At 41.4% G+C, this 16756-nt stretch carries 16 protein-coding genes and 1 tRNA gene; 14 read left to right on the plus strand and 3 right to left on the minus strand.

What is annotated here, in order from left to right; genetic code table 11:
* Positions 1-108 precede the first annotated feature (108 nt).
* Complete coding sequence (locus tag KFQ09_RS12765; RefSeq protein ID WP_017357909.1) at positions 109-690, plus strand: beta-class carbonic anhydrase; 582 nt, start codon at positions 109-111, stop codon at positions 688-690.
* Between the two features lie 37 nt (positions 691-727).
* Positions 728-2350, plus strand: coding sequence for a SulP family inorganic anion transporter (locus KFQ09_RS12770; RefSeq protein ID WP_035701494.1), 1623 nt, complete (start codon positions 728-730; stop codon positions 2348-2350).
* A gap of 230 nt (positions 2351-2580) precedes the next feature.
* Here KFQ09_RS12770 and KFQ09_RS12775 read toward each other — a convergent pair whose 3' ends face one another.
* The gene (locus KFQ09_RS12775) at positions 2581-2922 is read right to left on the minus strand and encodes a MazG nucleotide pyrophosphohydrolase domain-containing protein (protein WP_008347798.1); all 342 of its coding nucleotides are present in this window, start codon (positions 2920-2922) and stop codon (positions 2581-2583) included.
* A gap of 136 nt (positions 2923-3058) precedes the next feature.
* Between KFQ09_RS12775 and KFQ09_RS12780 the strand changes: the two genes are divergently transcribed.
* Positions 3059-3637, plus strand: a complete 579-nt coding sequence (locus tag KFQ09_RS12780) for an LOG family protein (RefSeq protein WP_255835721.1) — start codon at positions 3059-3061, stop codon at positions 3635-3637.
* A gap of 55 nt (positions 3638-3692) precedes the next feature.
* Here the strand turns inward: KFQ09_RS12780 and clpP are convergent, their stop codons facing one another.
* Positions 3693-4289, minus strand: coding sequence for an ATP-dependent Clp endopeptidase proteolytic subunit ClpP (gene clpP, locus KFQ09_RS12785; RefSeq protein WP_007500118.1), 597 nt, complete (start codon positions 4287-4289; stop codon positions 3693-3695).
* A gap of 253 nt (positions 4290-4542) precedes the next feature.
* Between clpP and KFQ09_RS12790 the strand changes: the two genes are divergently transcribed.
* The 11 genes from KFQ09_RS12790 to abc-f all read left to right on the plus strand — a co-directional run bounded on the left by KFQ09_RS12790 (position 4543) and on the right by abc-f (position 15056).
* Positions 4543-4618 (plus strand) — tRNA-Arg (locus KFQ09_RS12790).
* Positions 4619-4921: 303 nt separating this feature from the next.
* Entirely contained in the window at positions 4922-5386 is a 465-nt protein-coding gene (locus tag KFQ09_RS12795) for a DinB family protein (protein ID WP_041091289.1), read from the plus strand.
* A gap of 233 nt (positions 5387-5619) precedes the next feature.
* Entirely contained in the window at positions 5620-6510 is an 891-nt protein-coding gene (locus tag KFQ09_RS12800) for an ABC transporter substrate-binding protein (RefSeq protein WP_255836245.1), read from the plus strand.
* A 167-nt stretch (positions 6511-6677) separates the two neighbouring features.
* Complete coding sequence (locus tag KFQ09_RS12805) at positions 6678-7847, plus strand: macrolide family glycosyltransferase (RefSeq protein ID WP_008347787.1); 1170 nt, start codon at positions 6678-6680, stop codon at positions 7845-7847.
* Positions 7848-8136: 289 nt separating this feature from the next.
* Entirely contained in the window at positions 8137-9780 is a 1644-nt protein-coding gene (gene nikA, locus KFQ09_RS12810) for a nickel ABC transporter substrate-binding protein (protein ID WP_073412773.1), read from the plus strand.
* Between the two features lie 15 nt (positions 9781-9795).
* Complete coding sequence (gene opp1B, locus KFQ09_RS12815; RefSeq protein WP_046527394.1) at positions 9796-10725, plus strand: nickel/cobalt ABC transporter permease; 930 nt, start codon at positions 9796-9798, stop codon at positions 10723-10725.
* Between the two features lie 5 nt (positions 10726-10730).
* On the plus strand, positions 10731-11618 hold the full coding sequence (opp1C, locus tag KFQ09_RS12820; protein ID WP_046527393.1) for a nickel/cobalt ABC transporter permease: 888 nt from the start codon (positions 10731-10733) through the stop codon (positions 11616-11618).
* On the plus strand, positions 11581-12399 hold the full coding sequence (locus KFQ09_RS12825; RefSeq protein ID WP_046527392.1) for an ABC transporter ATP-binding protein: 819 nt from the start codon (positions 11581-11583) through the stop codon (positions 12397-12399). The genes opp1C and KFQ09_RS12825 overlap by 38 nt, the downstream gene beginning before the upstream one ends.
* Complete coding sequence (locus KFQ09_RS12830; RefSeq protein WP_255835722.1) at positions 12393-12653, plus strand: ATP-binding cassette domain-containing protein; 261 nt, start codon at positions 12393-12395, stop codon at positions 12651-12653. The genes KFQ09_RS12825 and KFQ09_RS12830 overlap by 7 nt, the downstream gene beginning before the upstream one ends.
* Positions 12650-13162 carry an ABC transporter ATP-binding protein gene (locus tag KFQ09_RS12835; RefSeq protein WP_255835723.1) on the plus strand — a complete coding sequence of 171 codons (513 nt, stop codon included), beginning with the start codon at positions 12650-12652 and terminating at the stop codon, positions 13160-13162. Before KFQ09_RS12830 ends, KFQ09_RS12835 begins: the two co-directional genes overlap by 4 nt.
* A 334-nt stretch (positions 13163-13496) precedes the next feature.
* Positions 13497-15056: a ribosomal protection-like ABC-F family protein gene (gene abc-f, locus KFQ09_RS12840; RefSeq protein WP_216942820.1), complete on the plus strand. Its 1560-nt coding sequence runs from the start codon at positions 13497-13499 to the stop codon at positions 15054-15056.
* 16 nt (positions 15057-15072) lie between these two features.
* On the opposite strand, the gene KFQ09_RS12845 is transcribed toward abc-f, so the two are convergent.
* Positions 15073-16482 carry a polysaccharide deacetylase family protein gene (locus tag KFQ09_RS12845; protein WP_129547831.1) on the minus strand — a complete coding sequence of 470 codons (1410 nt, stop codon included), beginning with the start codon at positions 16480-16482 and terminating at the stop codon, positions 15073-15075.
* Positions 16483-16756: the final 274 nt, after the last annotated feature.

Raw genomic sequence — 16756 nt, forward strand, 5'->3', positions numbered from 1 at the left:
TTTTTCTTTTTTTTCTATCATTTTTCTTCTCTATGCTTGAGAACACACAAGGGAAAAGGAGGCCAGGTAAGGCGTTACAATCACTTAAAAAAGATAGGAGATGACAGGATGGAATCAACATTAGAACAGATTCTTCAGCACAATGCAGATTTTGTGAAAGAGAGACAGTATGAGCCTTTCAAGGCGGGAAAATTTCCTGAGAAGAAATTGGTTATATTAACTTGTATGGATACACGCCTGTTGGAATTATTACCGCAATCCATGGGGCTTCGTAATGGTGATGCGAAGATCATTAAAAATGCAGGAGCCATCGTCACACATCCATTTGGCAGTGTCATGCGGAGTATTTTACTAGCCATTTATGAGCTGAAAGCAGAGGAAGTATGCATTGTCGGCCATCATGAATGCGGAATGGCAGGCCTTGCGGCAGACCCTTTACTTGAAAAGGCAAAAGCACGGGGAATTGAGGAAAAGTGTTTGAGCATTGTGAAAAGCGCAGGTGTCGATTTAAAGGGCTGGCTGACAGGCTTTGATTCAGTGGAAGAGAGCGTATCCCAAAGTGTGAAATTAGTCAAAGAGCACCCGCTCATGCCAAGTGATGTAGCTGTTCATGGACTAGTGATTCATCCGGCAACAGGAAAGCTGGATGTCGTTATAAAAGATAAACAGATCGACCCGCAATATACCTAAATCATCTACACATACTTGAAGGAGGCCAACACATACCATGCGTTTTTATGGAAGATTTGAAGGTTATGATTCATCAAAGTTTAGACGCGATTTAATCGCTGGGCTTGTCGTGGGCGTTGTGGCAATTCCTTTAGGCATGGCTTTTGCCATTGCATCTGGTGTCGGACCAGAATACGGATTATACACAGTCATCGTTGCCGGCATTTTGATTTCATTGTTTGGTGGTTCAAAGTATCAGATTGGCGGACCGACCGGGGCATTTGTTCCAATTTTATTCGGGATCGTCAGCCAGTACGGTATTGAAAACTTACTCATTGCTGGTTTTATGGCAGGCTGTATGCTTGTCTTATTCGGAATATTCAAACTAGGAAAGCTCATGAAATTTATTCCTCGTCCGGTTATCATCGGCTTTACTGCCGGCATTGCTGTCATTATTTTTTCAGGACAGATTGCCAACTTCCTCGGATTAAAGGGTGTTGAAAAACATGAAAGCTTTTTCCTCAATATGAGAGAAATCGTGGTCCATCTCGGTACCGCAAACAGTCTCGCCATTCTCACAGCGATTGTTGGGCTCATCGTGATTTTGGCGGCACAAAAATACATTCCCAAAATACCTGGTGCTCTATTAGGTCTACTCGTTTCAACATTTATAGCTGTTCTCTTTTTTCAAGGACAAGTTGAAACCATCGGCTCTGCATATGGCGAAATCCCTCGTCAGCTACCAACTTTCGCTTTTCCTGAATTGACGATTGAAAAAATGATTTATTTGCTGCCGCCGGCTATTGTCATTGCGCTTTTGGGCGGCGTGGAGTCGATCTTGTCCGCGATGGTAGCTGATAATATGAAAGGTTCTAAACATGACAGCAATAAAGAACTCGTCGGACAAGGAATTGCCAATATGGCGGCACCGCTTTTTGGAGGGATCCCAGCGACTGGAGCGATTGCTCGTACGGCAACAAACATTAAAAATGGTGGAGCAAGCCCCATCTCAGGAGTTGTGCATGGTGTCGTCGTCTTGCTCATCTTAATGTTATTTGCACCATATGCATCGATGATTCCACTTGCTGCCATGGCACCGATTTTGATGTTTGTGGCGTGGAATATGAGTGAGAAAAAGGAGTTTATCAATATTGTCAAAGTCAAAAATGCGGATTCCCTTGTGCTTGTCGTGACCTTCCTGCTAACGGTCATCGGTGATTTGATTATAGGGGTGACTGCAGGTCTCATTTTAGCGTTTATCGCCTTTATCAAAAAAATGAGCCAGACAACGAATATTTCCTCAAATGTTGCTGTTCCTCAAATCGAAACCGCAGCTGCCTTAGAAAGGGAGACCGATCAGAAAGGGATTAGTATGTATTCGATTGAAGGGCCACTCTTTTTCGGTACAACCGATTCATTGGAAAATTCGATTTTGGATCATGTTCAGACAAAGCCGAAAACACTCATTTTGCTTATGAACAAAGTGAATTATATGGACACCTCAGCAGAAGCGGTTCTGATGAACATTTCTAATCGTTTAAAGCATCACAATGGAAAATTGATGATTGTAGGGCTTCAATCACAGCCAAAAGAGCTTTTGCATCGTACCGGTCTTTTCCATCACATTGGAAAGCAGCATTTCTTTGAACGAACGGATGATATTTCACCACAGCAGCTATAAAAGGCTAAAAAAAGCACGTGACATGTCGGTCACGTGCTTCAGCGTATAGACAAACCCTCGCATTCTTTGTCAGTTCTGCGTGCCGGTGCTCACGAATGTCAAATTCGCTCCGCGCCGGTACTCGTCCTTCCTAGACTGCAAAGGTTTTCTATCACGCTGAAAAGAAGACAAAGGGCTAATCAAGTTCATTTTAGCCCTTTGTCAACAATCTGAAGCCCGTGACATGTCGGTCACGGGCTTTTTACCTGCTCTTTTTCACTAGAAAACCGTTGTGTGAGTTTCTGTTGATGGGAAGAGAAGACCTCTTCTACTGTTACATCATAGAGATCAGCTAGAACAAGTAGATTTCCTAAGACATCTCCCATTTCTTCAATAAGGTCCTTTCTTAACGCGGCATCCTCCTGTGTTTTCTCATCAGGTCGATCGCGTCCAATTTCGACCGCCCTGACTGCGCGAGCGAGTTCACCTGTTTCTTCCATCAGGAAACCTAACCTGATAAACGGCCCGTATTCTGTCCAATTTCTCATTTTGTAGAAATCTTTGATCCATTTTTCCATTTCAGTTGTTTGCATTCTCTTTATACAGCTCCTTATATGGTGTTCACCTTCTGATTTTACACTATATATAGATGGAGCGGCTGTTTCTTTACAATGAATTATAGTAAAATGAGTGGGTGAAGAAATCATAGAGAGAGATGGAGCTGTTTTGATGAAAACGATTTGTGTGTTTGCTGGTTCGAATCCAGGTGTGAATGACATCTACAAACAAAAAGCTGTCGAGCTAGGGGCTTATATGGCAGAGCAAGGAATCCGCCTTGTATACGGTGGCTCACGAATTGGCTTAATGGGAGCTATAGCGGATGAGGTATTGAAAAACGGCGGGCAAGTGATCGGAGTCATGCCAAAAGGGCTTTTTAGAGGAGAGGTTGTGCATCAAGAGCTCACTGAACTCATTGAAGTCAAAGGGATGCATGAACGAAAAGCGAAAATGAGCGAGCTGGCCGATGGGTTTATTGCTATGCCAGGTGGTTTTGGTACATATGAAGAATTATTTGAGGTGCTATGTTGGGCGCAAATTGGCATCCATCAAAAGCCAATCGGATTGTTTCAAGTGAATGACTATTTCAATCCGCTCATAGACATGGTGAAGTTTAGTGTACAGGAAGGTTTTTCGAATGAATCACACCTTCAATTGCTACATGCCTCTGGAGAACCGGAAGAATTGATTTCACAGATGGCTTCCTATCAAACACCGTCTCTGCAGCAGAAATGGACGGAGCTGTCTTAAAATAGATGCATAACAAAAAACCGTCTGTTCAAAGAGCAGACGGTTTGTTTTGTGATTATTTTTGTTCTTCTGTATTACGGGTCAAGACTTTGTCAATGAGTCCGTATTGAAGTGCTTCTTCCGCTGTTTTGAAGTTGTCACGATCTGTATCGCGCTCAATGACTTCAATTGGCTGACCAGTACGTTCAGCAAGTACTTGGTTCAGTTTATCGCGTAAAGAAAGGATTCGTTTTGCCGCAATTTCAATTTCTGTTGCTTGACCTTGCGCACCACCTAGTGGTTGGTGAATCATCACTTCACTATTTGGAAGGGCATAACGCTTACCTTTTTCACCAGCAGCAAGCAGGAACGCACCCATAGATGCAGCCATACCAATACAAATAGTTGATACCTTTGGTTTAATAAATTGCATCGTATCATAAATGGCCATACCAGCTGTGATCGAACCGCCAGGGCTGTTAATGTAGATAGAGATATCTTTTTCTGGATCCTCGGCTTCTAAGAAGAGAAGCTGTGATACGATGGAGTTGGCAACATTGTCATCGATCGCAGAACCAAGCATGATAATACGGTCTTTTAAAAGACGAGAATAAATGTCGTAAGCTCTTTCCCCACGATTTGTTTGCTCAATGACTGTAGGTATTAAATTCATAATGTTCCTCCTTCACCTTTTAGGTAAGTATGTAATTCAATGATACATTTTTGGTCAATAAAGGTCAAACAAAATGCTGACCTAAAATCAAATACCCCTATCCATTTTCCCCAAAACTCTTCCACTTCAAACCATCATATGAGTATATGTATGGGAATGAAGAAAATGCATCGACAGGGCTAGCGATTAATCATTGCTTTCTTGCAGCATTTCCCTTATAATTTGATATGCTGACGTTTAAAAAACATATCGTGCGCTCGTAGCTCAGTTGGATAGAGCGGTGGTTTCCGGTACCACGTCTGCCGGGGGTTCGAATCCCTCCGAGCGCGTCTATAGTATCCGATAGGATTCGATTGATCATTTATGAAAGAAGCTGAAAACCCTTTAAAATAAAGGGTTTTTTTGTTTTTTTATGAGTGGTATTGTGTGAGTAAATTGAGAGGAACTTCACTATTTATTAGAGAGTTCATTTTGTATCGAAAAACACAGATTAATATTGTTAAAAAGACAAATTTTCTTGATGATAGGCAATCAAGTAAACTTAATCTATTATTGGAGTATAAAGTCAGTTGATCAATATTCTAAAAGCTTGTTCAACGAAAAGGGCAGAATTCATTCATAAGGAGGCACTAATGAATTGTGAAAGTGTTTTACATCAAATTGAAGTAGCTGTTAAAACATTGATAAAAATAGTAAGGCAATTAGAAGAAGCTGATTTACAAAAAAGACCAACACCTCATAAGCAGTCTATCGGAGAGTTGCTGGAACACATTGCGATCATTTGTGAAGCTGACTGGCGTATTGCGAATGAGGCGACCCAAGAAGAGATGGAAACATTTTATGCTAATGTATCATATAAAACTGTAAAGTCGATAGAAAAAGGCTTAACGACTAATTTTCATTCATTAAAAAATAATTATATGAAATTATCGGACACAGAATTACTGTCTCGTACCACTTCCTATTGGGGTGTGACATATACAAGGTATGAATGGTTGTTAGAGATATTAGCACATGTTTATCATCATAGGGGGCAAGTACACGCTATGCTTGTTCACTGTTACGATAAAGACCCTAAAATTTCTATGTTTGAATAACTGTCCTCAATTCAAATAACCATCCATCGTGTTGGTTCAAGTAATGTCAATTATACGTTCTTCGAGTTCATGCTCGACCTAGTTCACGATAGAACAAGGTCTCTCAAACCCTTCTCCATTAAGAGAGGGGTTTTTGTGTGGCGTTCACTTCTAAAACTTTACATCTATACCAAACTATTTATGATATAATTAATAATCATTCTCAATTAAAGGTGGTTTCGTCAGTGAAAAAAATGATTTGGCTTATGAGTCTGCTGGCAGTATTGTTGGTGGCTTGTGGGCAGAAAGACAATAAAGAACAAGAATCAAATACTCGTACATATACAACTGAAACGGGTGAAAAGATCACCATTCCTGACAAGCCAAAGCGTATTGTTGTGTTAACAGCGCAGCTTGGAAATTTTAAAAAGTTAGGTGTGACACCTGTTGGCATGACAGATGTTTATCCTAAATCATCCTTTTTAGATGAAACAGGTGTGAAGAGGGTGCCGATAGAAAATGTGGAGGCAATCGCCAAACTGAAGCCTGATCTCATCATTGCTTATTCACAAAATGATCAAGTTGAGAAATATAAAAAGATCGCAAAAACAATTACTTTCACAACAAGTGAACATAGCTTCAAAGAGATGCATATTGAAATCGGAAAGATTCTTGGAAAAGAAGCGTTAGCGAAAAAACAAGTACAACAAATGGACGAGCAGCTGAAGAAAGATGGCAAAGAGATTAAAGCAAAAATTGGTAATGACAAGACGTTCTCTATTATGGACGTCGAACCAAAGCAAGTATACTTATTTGGTACAGACTTTGGCCGCGGCGGGGCAGTCATCTATCAAGGCTATGGGTTCAGCTTGCCTGAAAAGGCAGAAAAAGCTCTTCCAAAAGAAGGGTATCTCGGCATTTCATTAGAAGAGATGAACGAGTATACTGGCGACTATTTACTTGTACCAACAAAGGATGGAAAAGCACCGAATTTTGATATCACAAGCAGTGGTGTATGGAAGAAAAATAAAGCAGTAAAACAAGGACATGTTCTAACCTATTCAATCAATGAATTTATCTATGCTGATCCAATCTCAATTGAAAAACAGTCTGCTACGTTTAAACAAATGCTACTTAAAAATTAATAAAAAGAAGACAAAGCACTTAAACAGGAGGCTTTGTCTTTTTTTCTGCTATCCTCTTAAAATACTAGCCATAAGACTCATTTCTGCCCTTTTCAGGCGTATTTGTTGAGCCCGATCACTGTATAAGATTAACATGGAAGGGAATTGACAATAAGGAGAGGATTCTTGTGGCGAAGGTTTTAATGATTACGTTCCCAGCTGAAGGACATGTGAACCCAATGTTAGGAATGATAAGAGCATTTGTTGATCGAGGTGATGAAGTGCATGTGGTCACAACTGAACATTATCAAAAGCGGATCAAACGCTTAGGCGCTCACATACATATACATCCAGATTATATTCGGACATTAAGTGTGGAAGAAGACGATTTGGAATCCATGCAGCCATTTTTTCATGCCATGCTACAAACGTCATTAGACATTTTAGAAGTGGTGGAAACTCTTTCTCAACAGCATTCATTTGATTTGGTCTATTTTGATATGTTTGGAGCAGGTGAGCTTGTGCGGGATTACTTACAGATTCCAGGCATCGGTTCGAATCCTTCTTTTGTGCTGCAAGAGGCACATTTTGATACACCTCTATACAGAAAAGATGAGAAGGCGGCTCATCTGTTAGAAGAAATACATGAACGTTTTGGCGTTCAGCCAACCCATTTGATGCAATTCATGAAAAACCGCGGAGAACTGAATATGGTGTATACAAGTGAATATTTTCAGCCGTCTGTTGATGCATTGGATGATTCGTTTGTCTTCATTGGACCTAGCTTTCTAAAACGTGCTGACCAGCATGATTTCCCGTTAGAAACGCTTGAGGGAGAGAAGGTCGTCTTTATTTCAATGGGAACGGTTCTTGGAGATACTGAAGCATTCTTTAATATGTGTATTGATGCCTTTGCCGACTTTGATGGAAAAGTGATTCTCGCAACTGGTGAAAAAATCGACATGTCTCTCCTAAAAGAAGCGCCATCTCATTTTCTCATCGAGCCTTATGTGCCGCAGCTTGAAGTCCTTGAACTGACAGATGTGTTTGTGACTCACGGCGGGATGAACAGTGTCAATGAAGGTATTCATTATCATGTTCCGATGGTTGTCATTCCGGTTGACAAAGATCAGCCGATGGTGGCAAAAAGACTGACGGATCTCTCTGCTGCTCGTGCACTCGATAAAGACCAGCTGACAGCAAAGCAGTTGAGAGATACTGTAGAAAGTGTACTGGGAAGTGACACGTACCGTGCTGGAATTGAAAAGATTGAAGAAAGTTTCCAAACAGCAGGTGGAACAGAAAAAGCATTACGTGTCATTGATCAGTTTATGCAAGCGAAACAGACTCAATCATGAGTCTCTCAGCGTGTAGACAAACCCTCGAATTCGCCCGCAGGTCTGTGCGCTGGTGCTCGCCCTTCCTAGACTGCAAAGGTTTTCTTTCACGCTGAAAAGAAGACAAAGAGCTAAAATAAAGATCATTTTAGCTCTTTGTCAACAACCTGACAGACTCAATCATGAGTCTGTTTTTTCGGTGAAAAAAGACATTGTATTTCCCAGATCTGTATGCTAATATTCAATTCGTAATCATTTCGATTGATAATCGTAATGATTACGATAAAATGAACATTTGGGGGAAGTACATATGAATCATCAACCTGTTTACATAAAGAAAAAGGACGAGAAAAAGCAGTCCTTTGTGACATATACCTTGATGCTGTTTTCAGTCATGGCTTGTTTTCTATTGGCATCTTGTTCTGAAAATAAGACCTCTTCCAGTTTAAGTGGAAGAGAAGATGATGAACTGGTGTATGCAAGTACAAAAGATATAAGAGACATTAATCCCCATCTATATGGCGGGGAGATGGCCGCTCAAAATATGGTGTTTGAATCGCTTGTTGTGAATACGGAAAAAGGCATTCAACCTGCCCTGGCCCAAAGCTGGGATATTTCTAAAGATGGAAAAACCTACACATTTCATCTTCGAGAAAACGTGACTTTTTCAGATGGTGAGCCATTTAATGCGAAGGCTGTCAAAATGAATATTGATGCAGTTGTCAAAAATATTGAAAAAAATGCTTGGCTCAATCTCGTGTCAGAAATTAAATCCACAAAGGCTGTAGATGAACATACATTTGTTCTCACATTGAAGGAGCCCTATTATCCAACATTAGAAGAACTTGGTTTAACACGTCCATTCCGTTTTATTTCTCCCAAAAGCTTTATTGATGGCACCACATCAAAAGGCGTCAAAGGTTATGCAGGTACAGGTCCTTATGTGTTAAAGGAACATAAGAAAAATCAATATGCTATTTTTGAAGTGAATCATCACTATTGGGGAAAGAAGCCAAAGATTTCAACAGTGAAATGGAAGGTCATGCCGGATCACCAAACGATTTTACTCGCTCTGCAAAAAGGGGAGATCGACCTCTTATTTGGAGCTGATGGTGACATGATCGACGGAGATTCATTTCAGGCTTTAAAAGAAGCTGGTCAATATGGGGTAACCGTGAGTCCTCCTGTTGGATCAAGATCTATTGTGATCAACTCCAATCAACCAATAACACAAGATCCAAAAGTAAGAGAAGCATTTCAATATGCCATTCAAAAAGAGATGATTACAGAAGGGATTTTAAATGGAACTGAACAGGTGGCACATACACTGCTCGCCCCATCAGTCCCTTACGCAGATATTCCGCTTAAAAAGAAAACCTATCAAAAAAAGAAAGCAGAGGCATTATTAGATGAGGCAGGCTGGAAGCTAAAAGAAGACGGCTATCGCTATCAAGAAGACAAGCCGCTCAGCGTGACCATTTATTATAATTCGGATAATGCAGGTGAAAGAACGATTAGTGAATCGATTCAGCAGGACTTCAAGCAGGTTGGAATCAAGCTGGATATTAGAGGTGAAGAAAAACAGGCATTTTTAGATCGTCAAAAAACAGGAAAGTTTGATCTTATGTACTCTCTATCTTGGGGACTTCCTTATGACCCTCAAACATACGTCTCTTCATTCCGTGTTGCATCCCATGCTGATTATCAAGCTCAGTTAGGATTGAAAAAGAAAAAGTGGTTGGATGAGACCATTACGAAAGTATTGGTGGAGCCGGATGAGAAAAAGAGGGCACAAATGTACCGAGATATTTTGACGTATATTCATGATGAAAATGTGTATATCCCTATTTCCTATTCTGTGACAAAGGCCGTTTATAATAAGCGCCTCAAAGGTGTAGATTTTCATGTATCTCAGTATGAAATTCCCTTTGATCGAATGTATTTTTCGTCATAAATGGGAGGCTGAGACATGACACGCTATATCATAAAACGATTATTGCTTCTTTTGCCGCTCATTGTATTCATTACGTTTTTTGCGTTTGTGCTACTTGCGATGCGTGCGAGTGATCCAGCTGAGGTCGCTTTACGTGTGAACCAAGTAACCCCAACGGAAGAGATGGTTGAATCTATGCGTCAAGAGTTAGGCTTAGATCAACCTTTTTTCATACGCTATGTCACATGGCTTAAAGACGGATTAACAGGTGATTTTGGCAGTAGTTATGTCACACATGAGCCTGTACTTGACCTGATGATGGAGGCACTTCCTGCGACTTTACAGCTTGCAGGGATGTCCCTTTTGTTTATTATTGTGCTGAGTTTGTTATTCGGAATGGTGTGTGCATATGCGGCACATACATGGTTGGATCGAATCGTGAGAGCATTTGTGTTTATTGCAGCTTCCATGCCTAGTTTTTGGTTGGGCATTTTATTTATCTGGCTTTTTTCAGTCAAATTTAACTGGGTCAACACGAGTGGAATGGAAGGGTTTAAATCGCTTCTTTTGCCAGCGATGACTCTATCGTTTGGCTACTTATCGACCTATGTGAGACTCATTCGAAATCAAATCCTAAAGTTTCAGCACGAGCCCTTTGTTTTTTATGCAAGAGCTCGTGGTTTAAAGGAACGAACCATTCAATTGAAGGTGATGAGACATGCCCTTCAACTAGCGGTAACAGCACTCGGTATGTCAATACCAAAGCTCATTGCAGGAACCGTCATTATTGAAAATCTCTTTGCTTGGCCAGGGGTTGGCCGTTTGTGTGTAACAGCTATTTTTCACGCCGATTTCCCTATGATTCAAGCCTATTTGTTTGTGATGGGATGCCTGTTCGTTGTGTGCAACCTCGTTGCTGATGTCATACAAATGATCATGAACCCGCAGTTAAGAAAGGAGGTCTAAAAAATTTGATCGTATGGAATCAATTAAGAAAAGATCGAATGGCTATTCTGTCTATCTGGCTTTTGGTACTTGTCACATTAGCTGGGCTGTTTGCACCGTTTCTAGCGCCGCATGACCCAACTGACACGAACATTCTTCAAAAATATGCTGGTGTGAGTCTAACATATCCCCTCGGAACCGATCAGCTGGGGAGATGCGTATTGTCCCGGCTCTTATATGGTATTCGGACAACGATGCTTGCTGCCGTGCTGACAATGTGTATCACGATGTTCATTGGCACGATACTTGGACTTGTAGCTGGCTTTTTTAGAGGGAAAGTTGATGGAGCTCTAATGAGAATATGTGATGTCATGCTGTCATTTCCAGCAGAGGTGATGATTTTGGCCGTTGTGGGCATTATGGGACCTGGGCTTTTCAATATTATTTTGGCCAATGTCCTTGCAAAATGGGCTTGGTATACAAGGATGATTCGTTCGTCAGTCCTGCAATATACGAATGAACCATCTGTTCAGTTTGCGAAAGTATCTGGGGGTTCACCTTTTTATATCCTTCGAAAACATCTATTTCCTCGCATCTCAGGAGAGATTGCTGTCTTTGCTACACTTGACGCAGGCTGGGTCATTTTAAATATTTCTGCTCTGTCTTTTCTTGGATTAGGTGTGAGTGCACCTACACCGGAATGGGGCATGATGCTCAACGAGGCGAAGAATGTCATGGTGACGCACCCGGCTCATATGCTCCCGCCTGGACTTGCGATCTTATTTGTGGTCATGGCACTGAATTTTTTAGGAGACAGTCTTCAGCAGGTCATGAACCCTGCCATGCATCTTAGCAACAAAAAAAGGGGGAGACGATTTGCCTTTCATCGAGATAAAAAACCTGTCCGTACATGATCCGATTCAACAAAAGGATTTGGCGGCAAATATCACGTTTACATTACATAGACAACGTTGTTTAGGCGTTATTGGAGAAAGTGGAAGCGGAAAATCAACCGTTGCAAAAGCATTAATTGGCCTTATCCCTCCTTCGCTAGAGATGATTGGGACCATTTTGTTTGACGGTGAAAAATTGACAAGTCAGACTTCACAGCAGTGGAGAGGAAAGCGAATTGGCTACATTCCACAAGATGCTATGAATGCGTTCAATCCAATTGAAACAATTGGTCATCAAATACTTGAAACGTTCCAGCGGCATTTGGGCTTACGTGGCAAAGAAGGAACAGCACATGCGATTACTGGGCTAGAACGTGTCCATTTAAACAATTCGCATATGTTAATGAAAAAATATCCTCATGAGCTGTCGGGAGGGATGCTTCAACGTGTCATGATTGCCATTACGATCATGCTTTCTCCTGACGTGATCATTGCCGATGAGCCTACAGCATCATTAGATGCATATAACCGGCGTGAAGTCATCACACAATTACAGAGGCTGAAAGAAGAAACAGGAGCTGCCTTGATCATCATTTCGCATGATTTAGGCGTCGTTCAGGCAATCGCTGATGAATTGTTGGTGATGCACCAAGGGAAGATGCTTGAGCATCGTCATGCAAAAGAGATATTTACATCACCTGAGCATCCTCAAACGAGGCATTTACTAGAAACGAGGCTTCGCTTATCGGCACCCCTTGAAGCACTGAGGCAGCAGAAGAGAGTGAGGGCATTCCCATGCTGATCACAGCAAATCAACTACTTAAACATGGAGAAGATAAAGGACGCTTTTTTCATAAAGAGGAATCCATAGCACGCATAGCTCAGGTTTCATTTCAGATTGGAGAGGGTGAATGTGTCGGGTTAGTCGGTGAGAGCGGCAGTGGTAAAAGTACAATAGCACGTACGCTGCTTGGTTTAGAAACATTAGACGGCGGAGAGATAAAGATAGGTGGATGGCCAGCTCATACATGGCGTAAGATGAACCGGGGGGAATGAGTGTTGTTTTTCAGGATTATCTATCTTCTGTCCATCCTTCCTTTACAGTGAAAGAGATCATAGCAGAACCCATGCAAATAATAAAGCGAAACATGGATGTGAACCAAAAAGTGTTGTCCCTGCTCAAGCAAGTAAGACTTCCATCGTCTTTGCTAAATCAATATGCTCATCAGCTAAGCGGCGGTCAGCTCCAGCGTGTATGCATAGCAAGAGCCATATCGACGAATCCAGCCATTCTCATCTTAGATGAAGTCCTTAGCTCACTTGACGTTTCTGTCCAAGTTCAAATATTGGAGCTTCTTGAGACATTAAAGCAAGAGTTAGATATGACCATTCTCATGATTACCCATGATCTAGAGGCAGCCGTTTTTTTATGTGATCGACTTCTTTTTTTACATGAGGGAAAACTTGTGGAAGAATGTAAAAGTGACCAGCTGTTTGAAGCGACTCATCCATTTACGCTCAAGCTAATAGACTCACTCATGCCTTTTCAACTTGACAAAAAATAACCAATCTTTTATCGTATACGTAACAAACGACGGAAGGGTGACCCAATGCAATGAAGTACTAATCCTATGACCTGTAAGCAAAATGAAAGAACGAAGGCAGTGAGCAAACGATATGTGTTGCTATGTTTGCTGCGTTTTCATTTTTTAGCTTCGGAATAGGATGGTACAGCTTGGGAATCAAAGATTGAAGTGATGGATACGGGGGAGATGTGTGCTCATTTGATGAACCTCATGTCATTCTGTATCGATACGCTTATTTTTGTACACCATTTTGCCTCCTATTCTGAGAATGGGAGGCTTTTTCATGTCTCCTGATACGAAAGGAGAGGGTTGGATGTTACTGAGAGCCCACCAATTAAAAGTATTTCGAAAGGATCGCTTGTTATTTGATATAGAGGAGCTGGCCATTCATCAAGGGGACCGAATCGGCCTTGTAGGGACGAATGGCAGTGGGAAAACGACATTGCTCCATGTACTGGCGGGTAGGGAAAAACCAGACAGCGGCACATTTGCACACACTACAACTTGTACGCTGCTTCCTCAACTAAAGACAGGAGATGGCAGACAAAGTGGCGGAGAGATGACTCAAGCTTATATTGAGAGAGCTTTAAGCCGGCCTTCTGCCCTTTTATTAGCCGATGAACCGACGACTCATTTAGATACGGAGCATATTGAGTGGCTAGAAGAAAAGCTTCGTTATCATCAAGGTGCTCTGATTGTCGTCTCGCATGACCGTGCTTTTTTAGATGCGTTATGTACAGACATTTGGGAATTGGAAGATGGGGAGCTCAAACTATACAAAGGCAACTACAGCGATTTCGCCCGGCAAAAAGAACTCGAACATCGCCAGCACGTGGAGGCGTACGAGGCGTATACCCAAAAGAAAAAACAGTTAGAACATGCACTGCAAAAGAAAATGAAAAAAGCTGACAAAGCGACAAAGCCATCTCCAAAGCTGAAATCCTCGGGGCCTAAAATTGCAAAGCCTTATTATGCAAACAAGCAAAAAAAGCTTCAAAAAACAGCCAAATCCATCGAAACAAGAATGGAGAAATTAGAAAAGGTGGAGAAGGTAAAGGAAGCCCAGCCTCTTCAAATGACGCAGCATACCATGAAGGAAGTGGCAAGCCGCACCATTTTTCGTGTGGAACATGTAGATGGTATGGCAGGAGATAAAGTCCTTTGGAAAAAAGCGAATGTAGAAGTAAGAGGCGGAGACAAAGTCGCGATCATTGGGAAGAATGGGAGCGGTAAAACGACATTTCTCCGAATGCTTGTAAACGGACATCCCGGGATTTTTCGTTCAGAAGCCGTGAAGATCGGTTATTTCAGCCAAGATCTTTCAGGACTGAATCTAGATGAATCGATCTTACAAAATGCACTGGAACAGGCGATTCAAGATGAGACGATTGTGCGCACCGTTTTAGCGAGACTTGGGTTTCGGGGAGACGATGTGTATAAGCTGACGAACGTATTAAGCGGCGGGGAACGGGTGAAGACGATGCTTGCCAAGCTGCTCGTCAGTGATGCCAATGTACTGATGCTTGATGAACCGACGAACTTTTTAGACCTTGCGGCAGTAGAAGCGCTTGAAGAACTTTTAAAAGATTACCCGGGCACAGTCGTGTTTGTCTCCCACGACAGGAGGCTCATTGAGCAGGTGGCTACTCGTATTCTTCATGTGCACGAGGGTACCATTGAACGCTTTGATGGCACCTATGAAGAATATAAACAAAAGGAAGAAAAGCCAGCTGCTACAAAGAAAGAAGAAGAGCTCCTGCTGATTGATATGCAGCTGTCTGAAGTGCTCAGTCGTTTAAGCATCGAGCCTTCTCATGAGCTTGAAGAGACGTTTCAAGCGCTGTTAAAAAGAAAGAAGTTGTTAGAGTCATAAAAAAAAGCCCCTGTGTTTACTGCACAGGGGTCTGTTCGTTTCGTTCTTTTTTCAATTGTTCAAGTTCGCTGACTGTGACAAGCTGGTAGCCTTGTTTGGTGAGTTCATGTATGATCTTCACCGCTGCTCGAGCAGAGCTGTCATAAATATCGTGCATGAGTACGGTTTTGCCATCTGCTGCATGTGAGAGAACATGGTTTGTGATCTGCTGGCTGTTGCGAATTTTCCAGTCTTCAGGATCGACATCCCACAATGAAACGTTCATGCCCACCGCTTGATTGATGTCTGGATTTGTTCCTCCATATGGCGGTCTAAAGTGCGTAGGAGTATAACCGCTGGCCTTTTCAATCAGCTTCTGCGTGTCTTTTACTTGTTTGACCGCTTCTTTTAGAGGGAGTCTCGTTAATAAAGGATGGTTATATGAATGGTTTCCGATCTCATTTCCGCCCTTTAAAATGTCGGCAAGCATTCCAGGATAATACTGAACCCTGCTTCCTAATACGAAAAAGGTGGCGTGTCCTTTATTTTCCTTCAGCGCTGCTAAAATGGTTGAAGTTGTGGCTGGGTTTGGACCATCATCAAATGTGAGTGCGATGGCTTTTTTATTCGGATCAAGCTTTGGCTTTTGCGGCAGCTTGACGGCTTTTCTTTTTGGATTCGGTTCTTTGATTTCATTCTGATTTTTGGTCTTATTCATGTATTCCGGCTTCAAGATATCTTTTAGCAGCGTCTTTTTGATCGCCAGCGTTTGCGGACCTAAGTCCTTTGCGGCTAATTGAGAAGCTGGGAAATACAACTCTATATATTTCTCTTTTAAGGCGAATTGACTGAAGTTTTGATCAGTAGGGGCTGTTCCTTTTTGAAGGAGTGATAGATCCTTAGACAAGGTTTTATCTTTTTTAAGCTCCGTGTATGTAATATAGGATAATTTTTTCAAATAGTCCTTTTTGGGTTGAAATAAATCTTTTGTGTCAAGAAAGTCTTTTTTCTGAAAATCGAAATTGATTGTGACGTGATGAGTGGTTCCATTTTGCTGACCTGTATATGTGTAGGTCGTAAAATAAATGGCCGCAGATTGTTTTGCATAGTGCACCATGTCATAGTCAATATTCAGTTCAAACCGTTTGTTTTCATCAATGTCCTTTGCTTCACTAAATGTCTTTTTGAAATGCTCTAATGCTGAATTCGCATAGCTTTGAATCTTGTCATCTAGCTTTTTTTGATGAAAAAGTGGATAGTTCACCGCATATCTCATAAACTTCCCGTCATTTACAAGAGTGACAATTTCAACATTTTTATAATTCGTATCCTGCTTCACATTTTTCTTCTCTGTACCGCTTGCTTGCTGATTTTGAAAGAATGCAACTGCTCCAATGACGATGGCAAGCGCAAATAGGATGATACTCCATTTTCCCTTTACTGACACAACTTTCAATTCTCCTCTCATGACGGGTCATTCTTTATTCCTTTGACATCTGTTTGTAATATTTTTATAACAATTGACTTACTTTTGTAATTTTAGGGGATTTTCATGCGGAATGTCAACTATTTTCCTATTAAAATACTGTAAAAATTGATAGGTCTTTTAGAACGAGAAAAAGCAGAAGGAAAGAATTCTCATATTTGCCGTCTACCAATACCTTCAATAATTAAAAAAATGAGCCGTACATTGATTTTTCAGAGGCTGACGGCTATAATTT

This window comes from Bacillus sp. FS02 (assembly GCF_024398395.1).
GTDB classification, from domain to species: Bacteria; Bacillota; Bacilli; order Bacillales; family Bacillaceae; genus Bacillus; species Bacillus altitudinis.

What these genes read in the sequence shown, in the direction of transcription:
- KFQ09_RS12765 (WP_017357909.1), top strand. Translation starts at nt 109, where the DNA reads ATGGAATCAACATTAGAACAGATTCTTCAGCACAATGCAGATTTTGTG.
- KFQ09_RS12770 (WP_035701494.1), top strand. Translation starts at nt 728, where the DNA reads ATGCGTTTTTATGGAAGATTTGAAGGTTATGATTCATCAAAGTTTAGA.
- KFQ09_RS12775 (WP_008347798.1), bottom strand. Translation starts at nt 2,922, where the DNA reads ATGCAAACAACTGAAATGGAAAAATGGATCAAAGATTTCTACAAAATG.
- KFQ09_RS12780 (WP_255835721.1), top strand. Translation starts at nt 3,059, where the DNA reads ATGAAAACGATTTGTGTGTTTGCTGGTTCGAATCCAGGTGTGAATGAC.
- clpP (WP_007500118.1), bottom strand. Translation starts at nt 4,289, where the DNA reads ATGAATTTAATACCTACAGTCATTGAGCAAACAAATCGTGGGGAAAGA.
- KFQ09_RS12795 (WP_041091289.1), top strand. Translation starts at nt 4,922, where the DNA reads ATGAATTGTGAAAGTGTTTTACATCAAATTGAAGTAGCTGTTAAAACA.
- KFQ09_RS12800 (WP_255836245.1), top strand. Translation starts at nt 5,620, where the DNA reads ATGATTTGGCTTATGAGTCTGCTGGCAGTATTGTTGGTGGCTTGTGGG.
- nikA (WP_073412773.1), top strand. Translation starts at nt 8,137, where the DNA reads ATGAATCATCAACCTGTTTACATAAAGAAAAAGGACGAGAAAAAGCAG.
- opp1B (WP_046527394.1), top strand. Translation starts at nt 9,796, where the DNA reads ATGACACGCTATATCATAAAACGATTATTGCTTCTTTTGCCGCTCATT.
- KFQ09_RS12830 (WP_255835722.1), top strand. Translation starts at nt 12,393, where the DNA reads ATGCTGATCACAGCAAATCAACTACTTAAACATGGAGAAGATAAAGGA.
- KFQ09_RS12835 (WP_255835723.1), top strand. Translation starts at nt 12,650, where the DNA reads ATGAGTGTTGTTTTTCAGGATTATCTATCTTCTGTCCATCCTTCCTTT.
- abc-f (WP_216942820.1), top strand. Translation starts at nt 13,497, where the DNA reads ATGTTACTGAGAGCCCACCAATTAAAAGTATTTCGAAAGGATCGCTTG.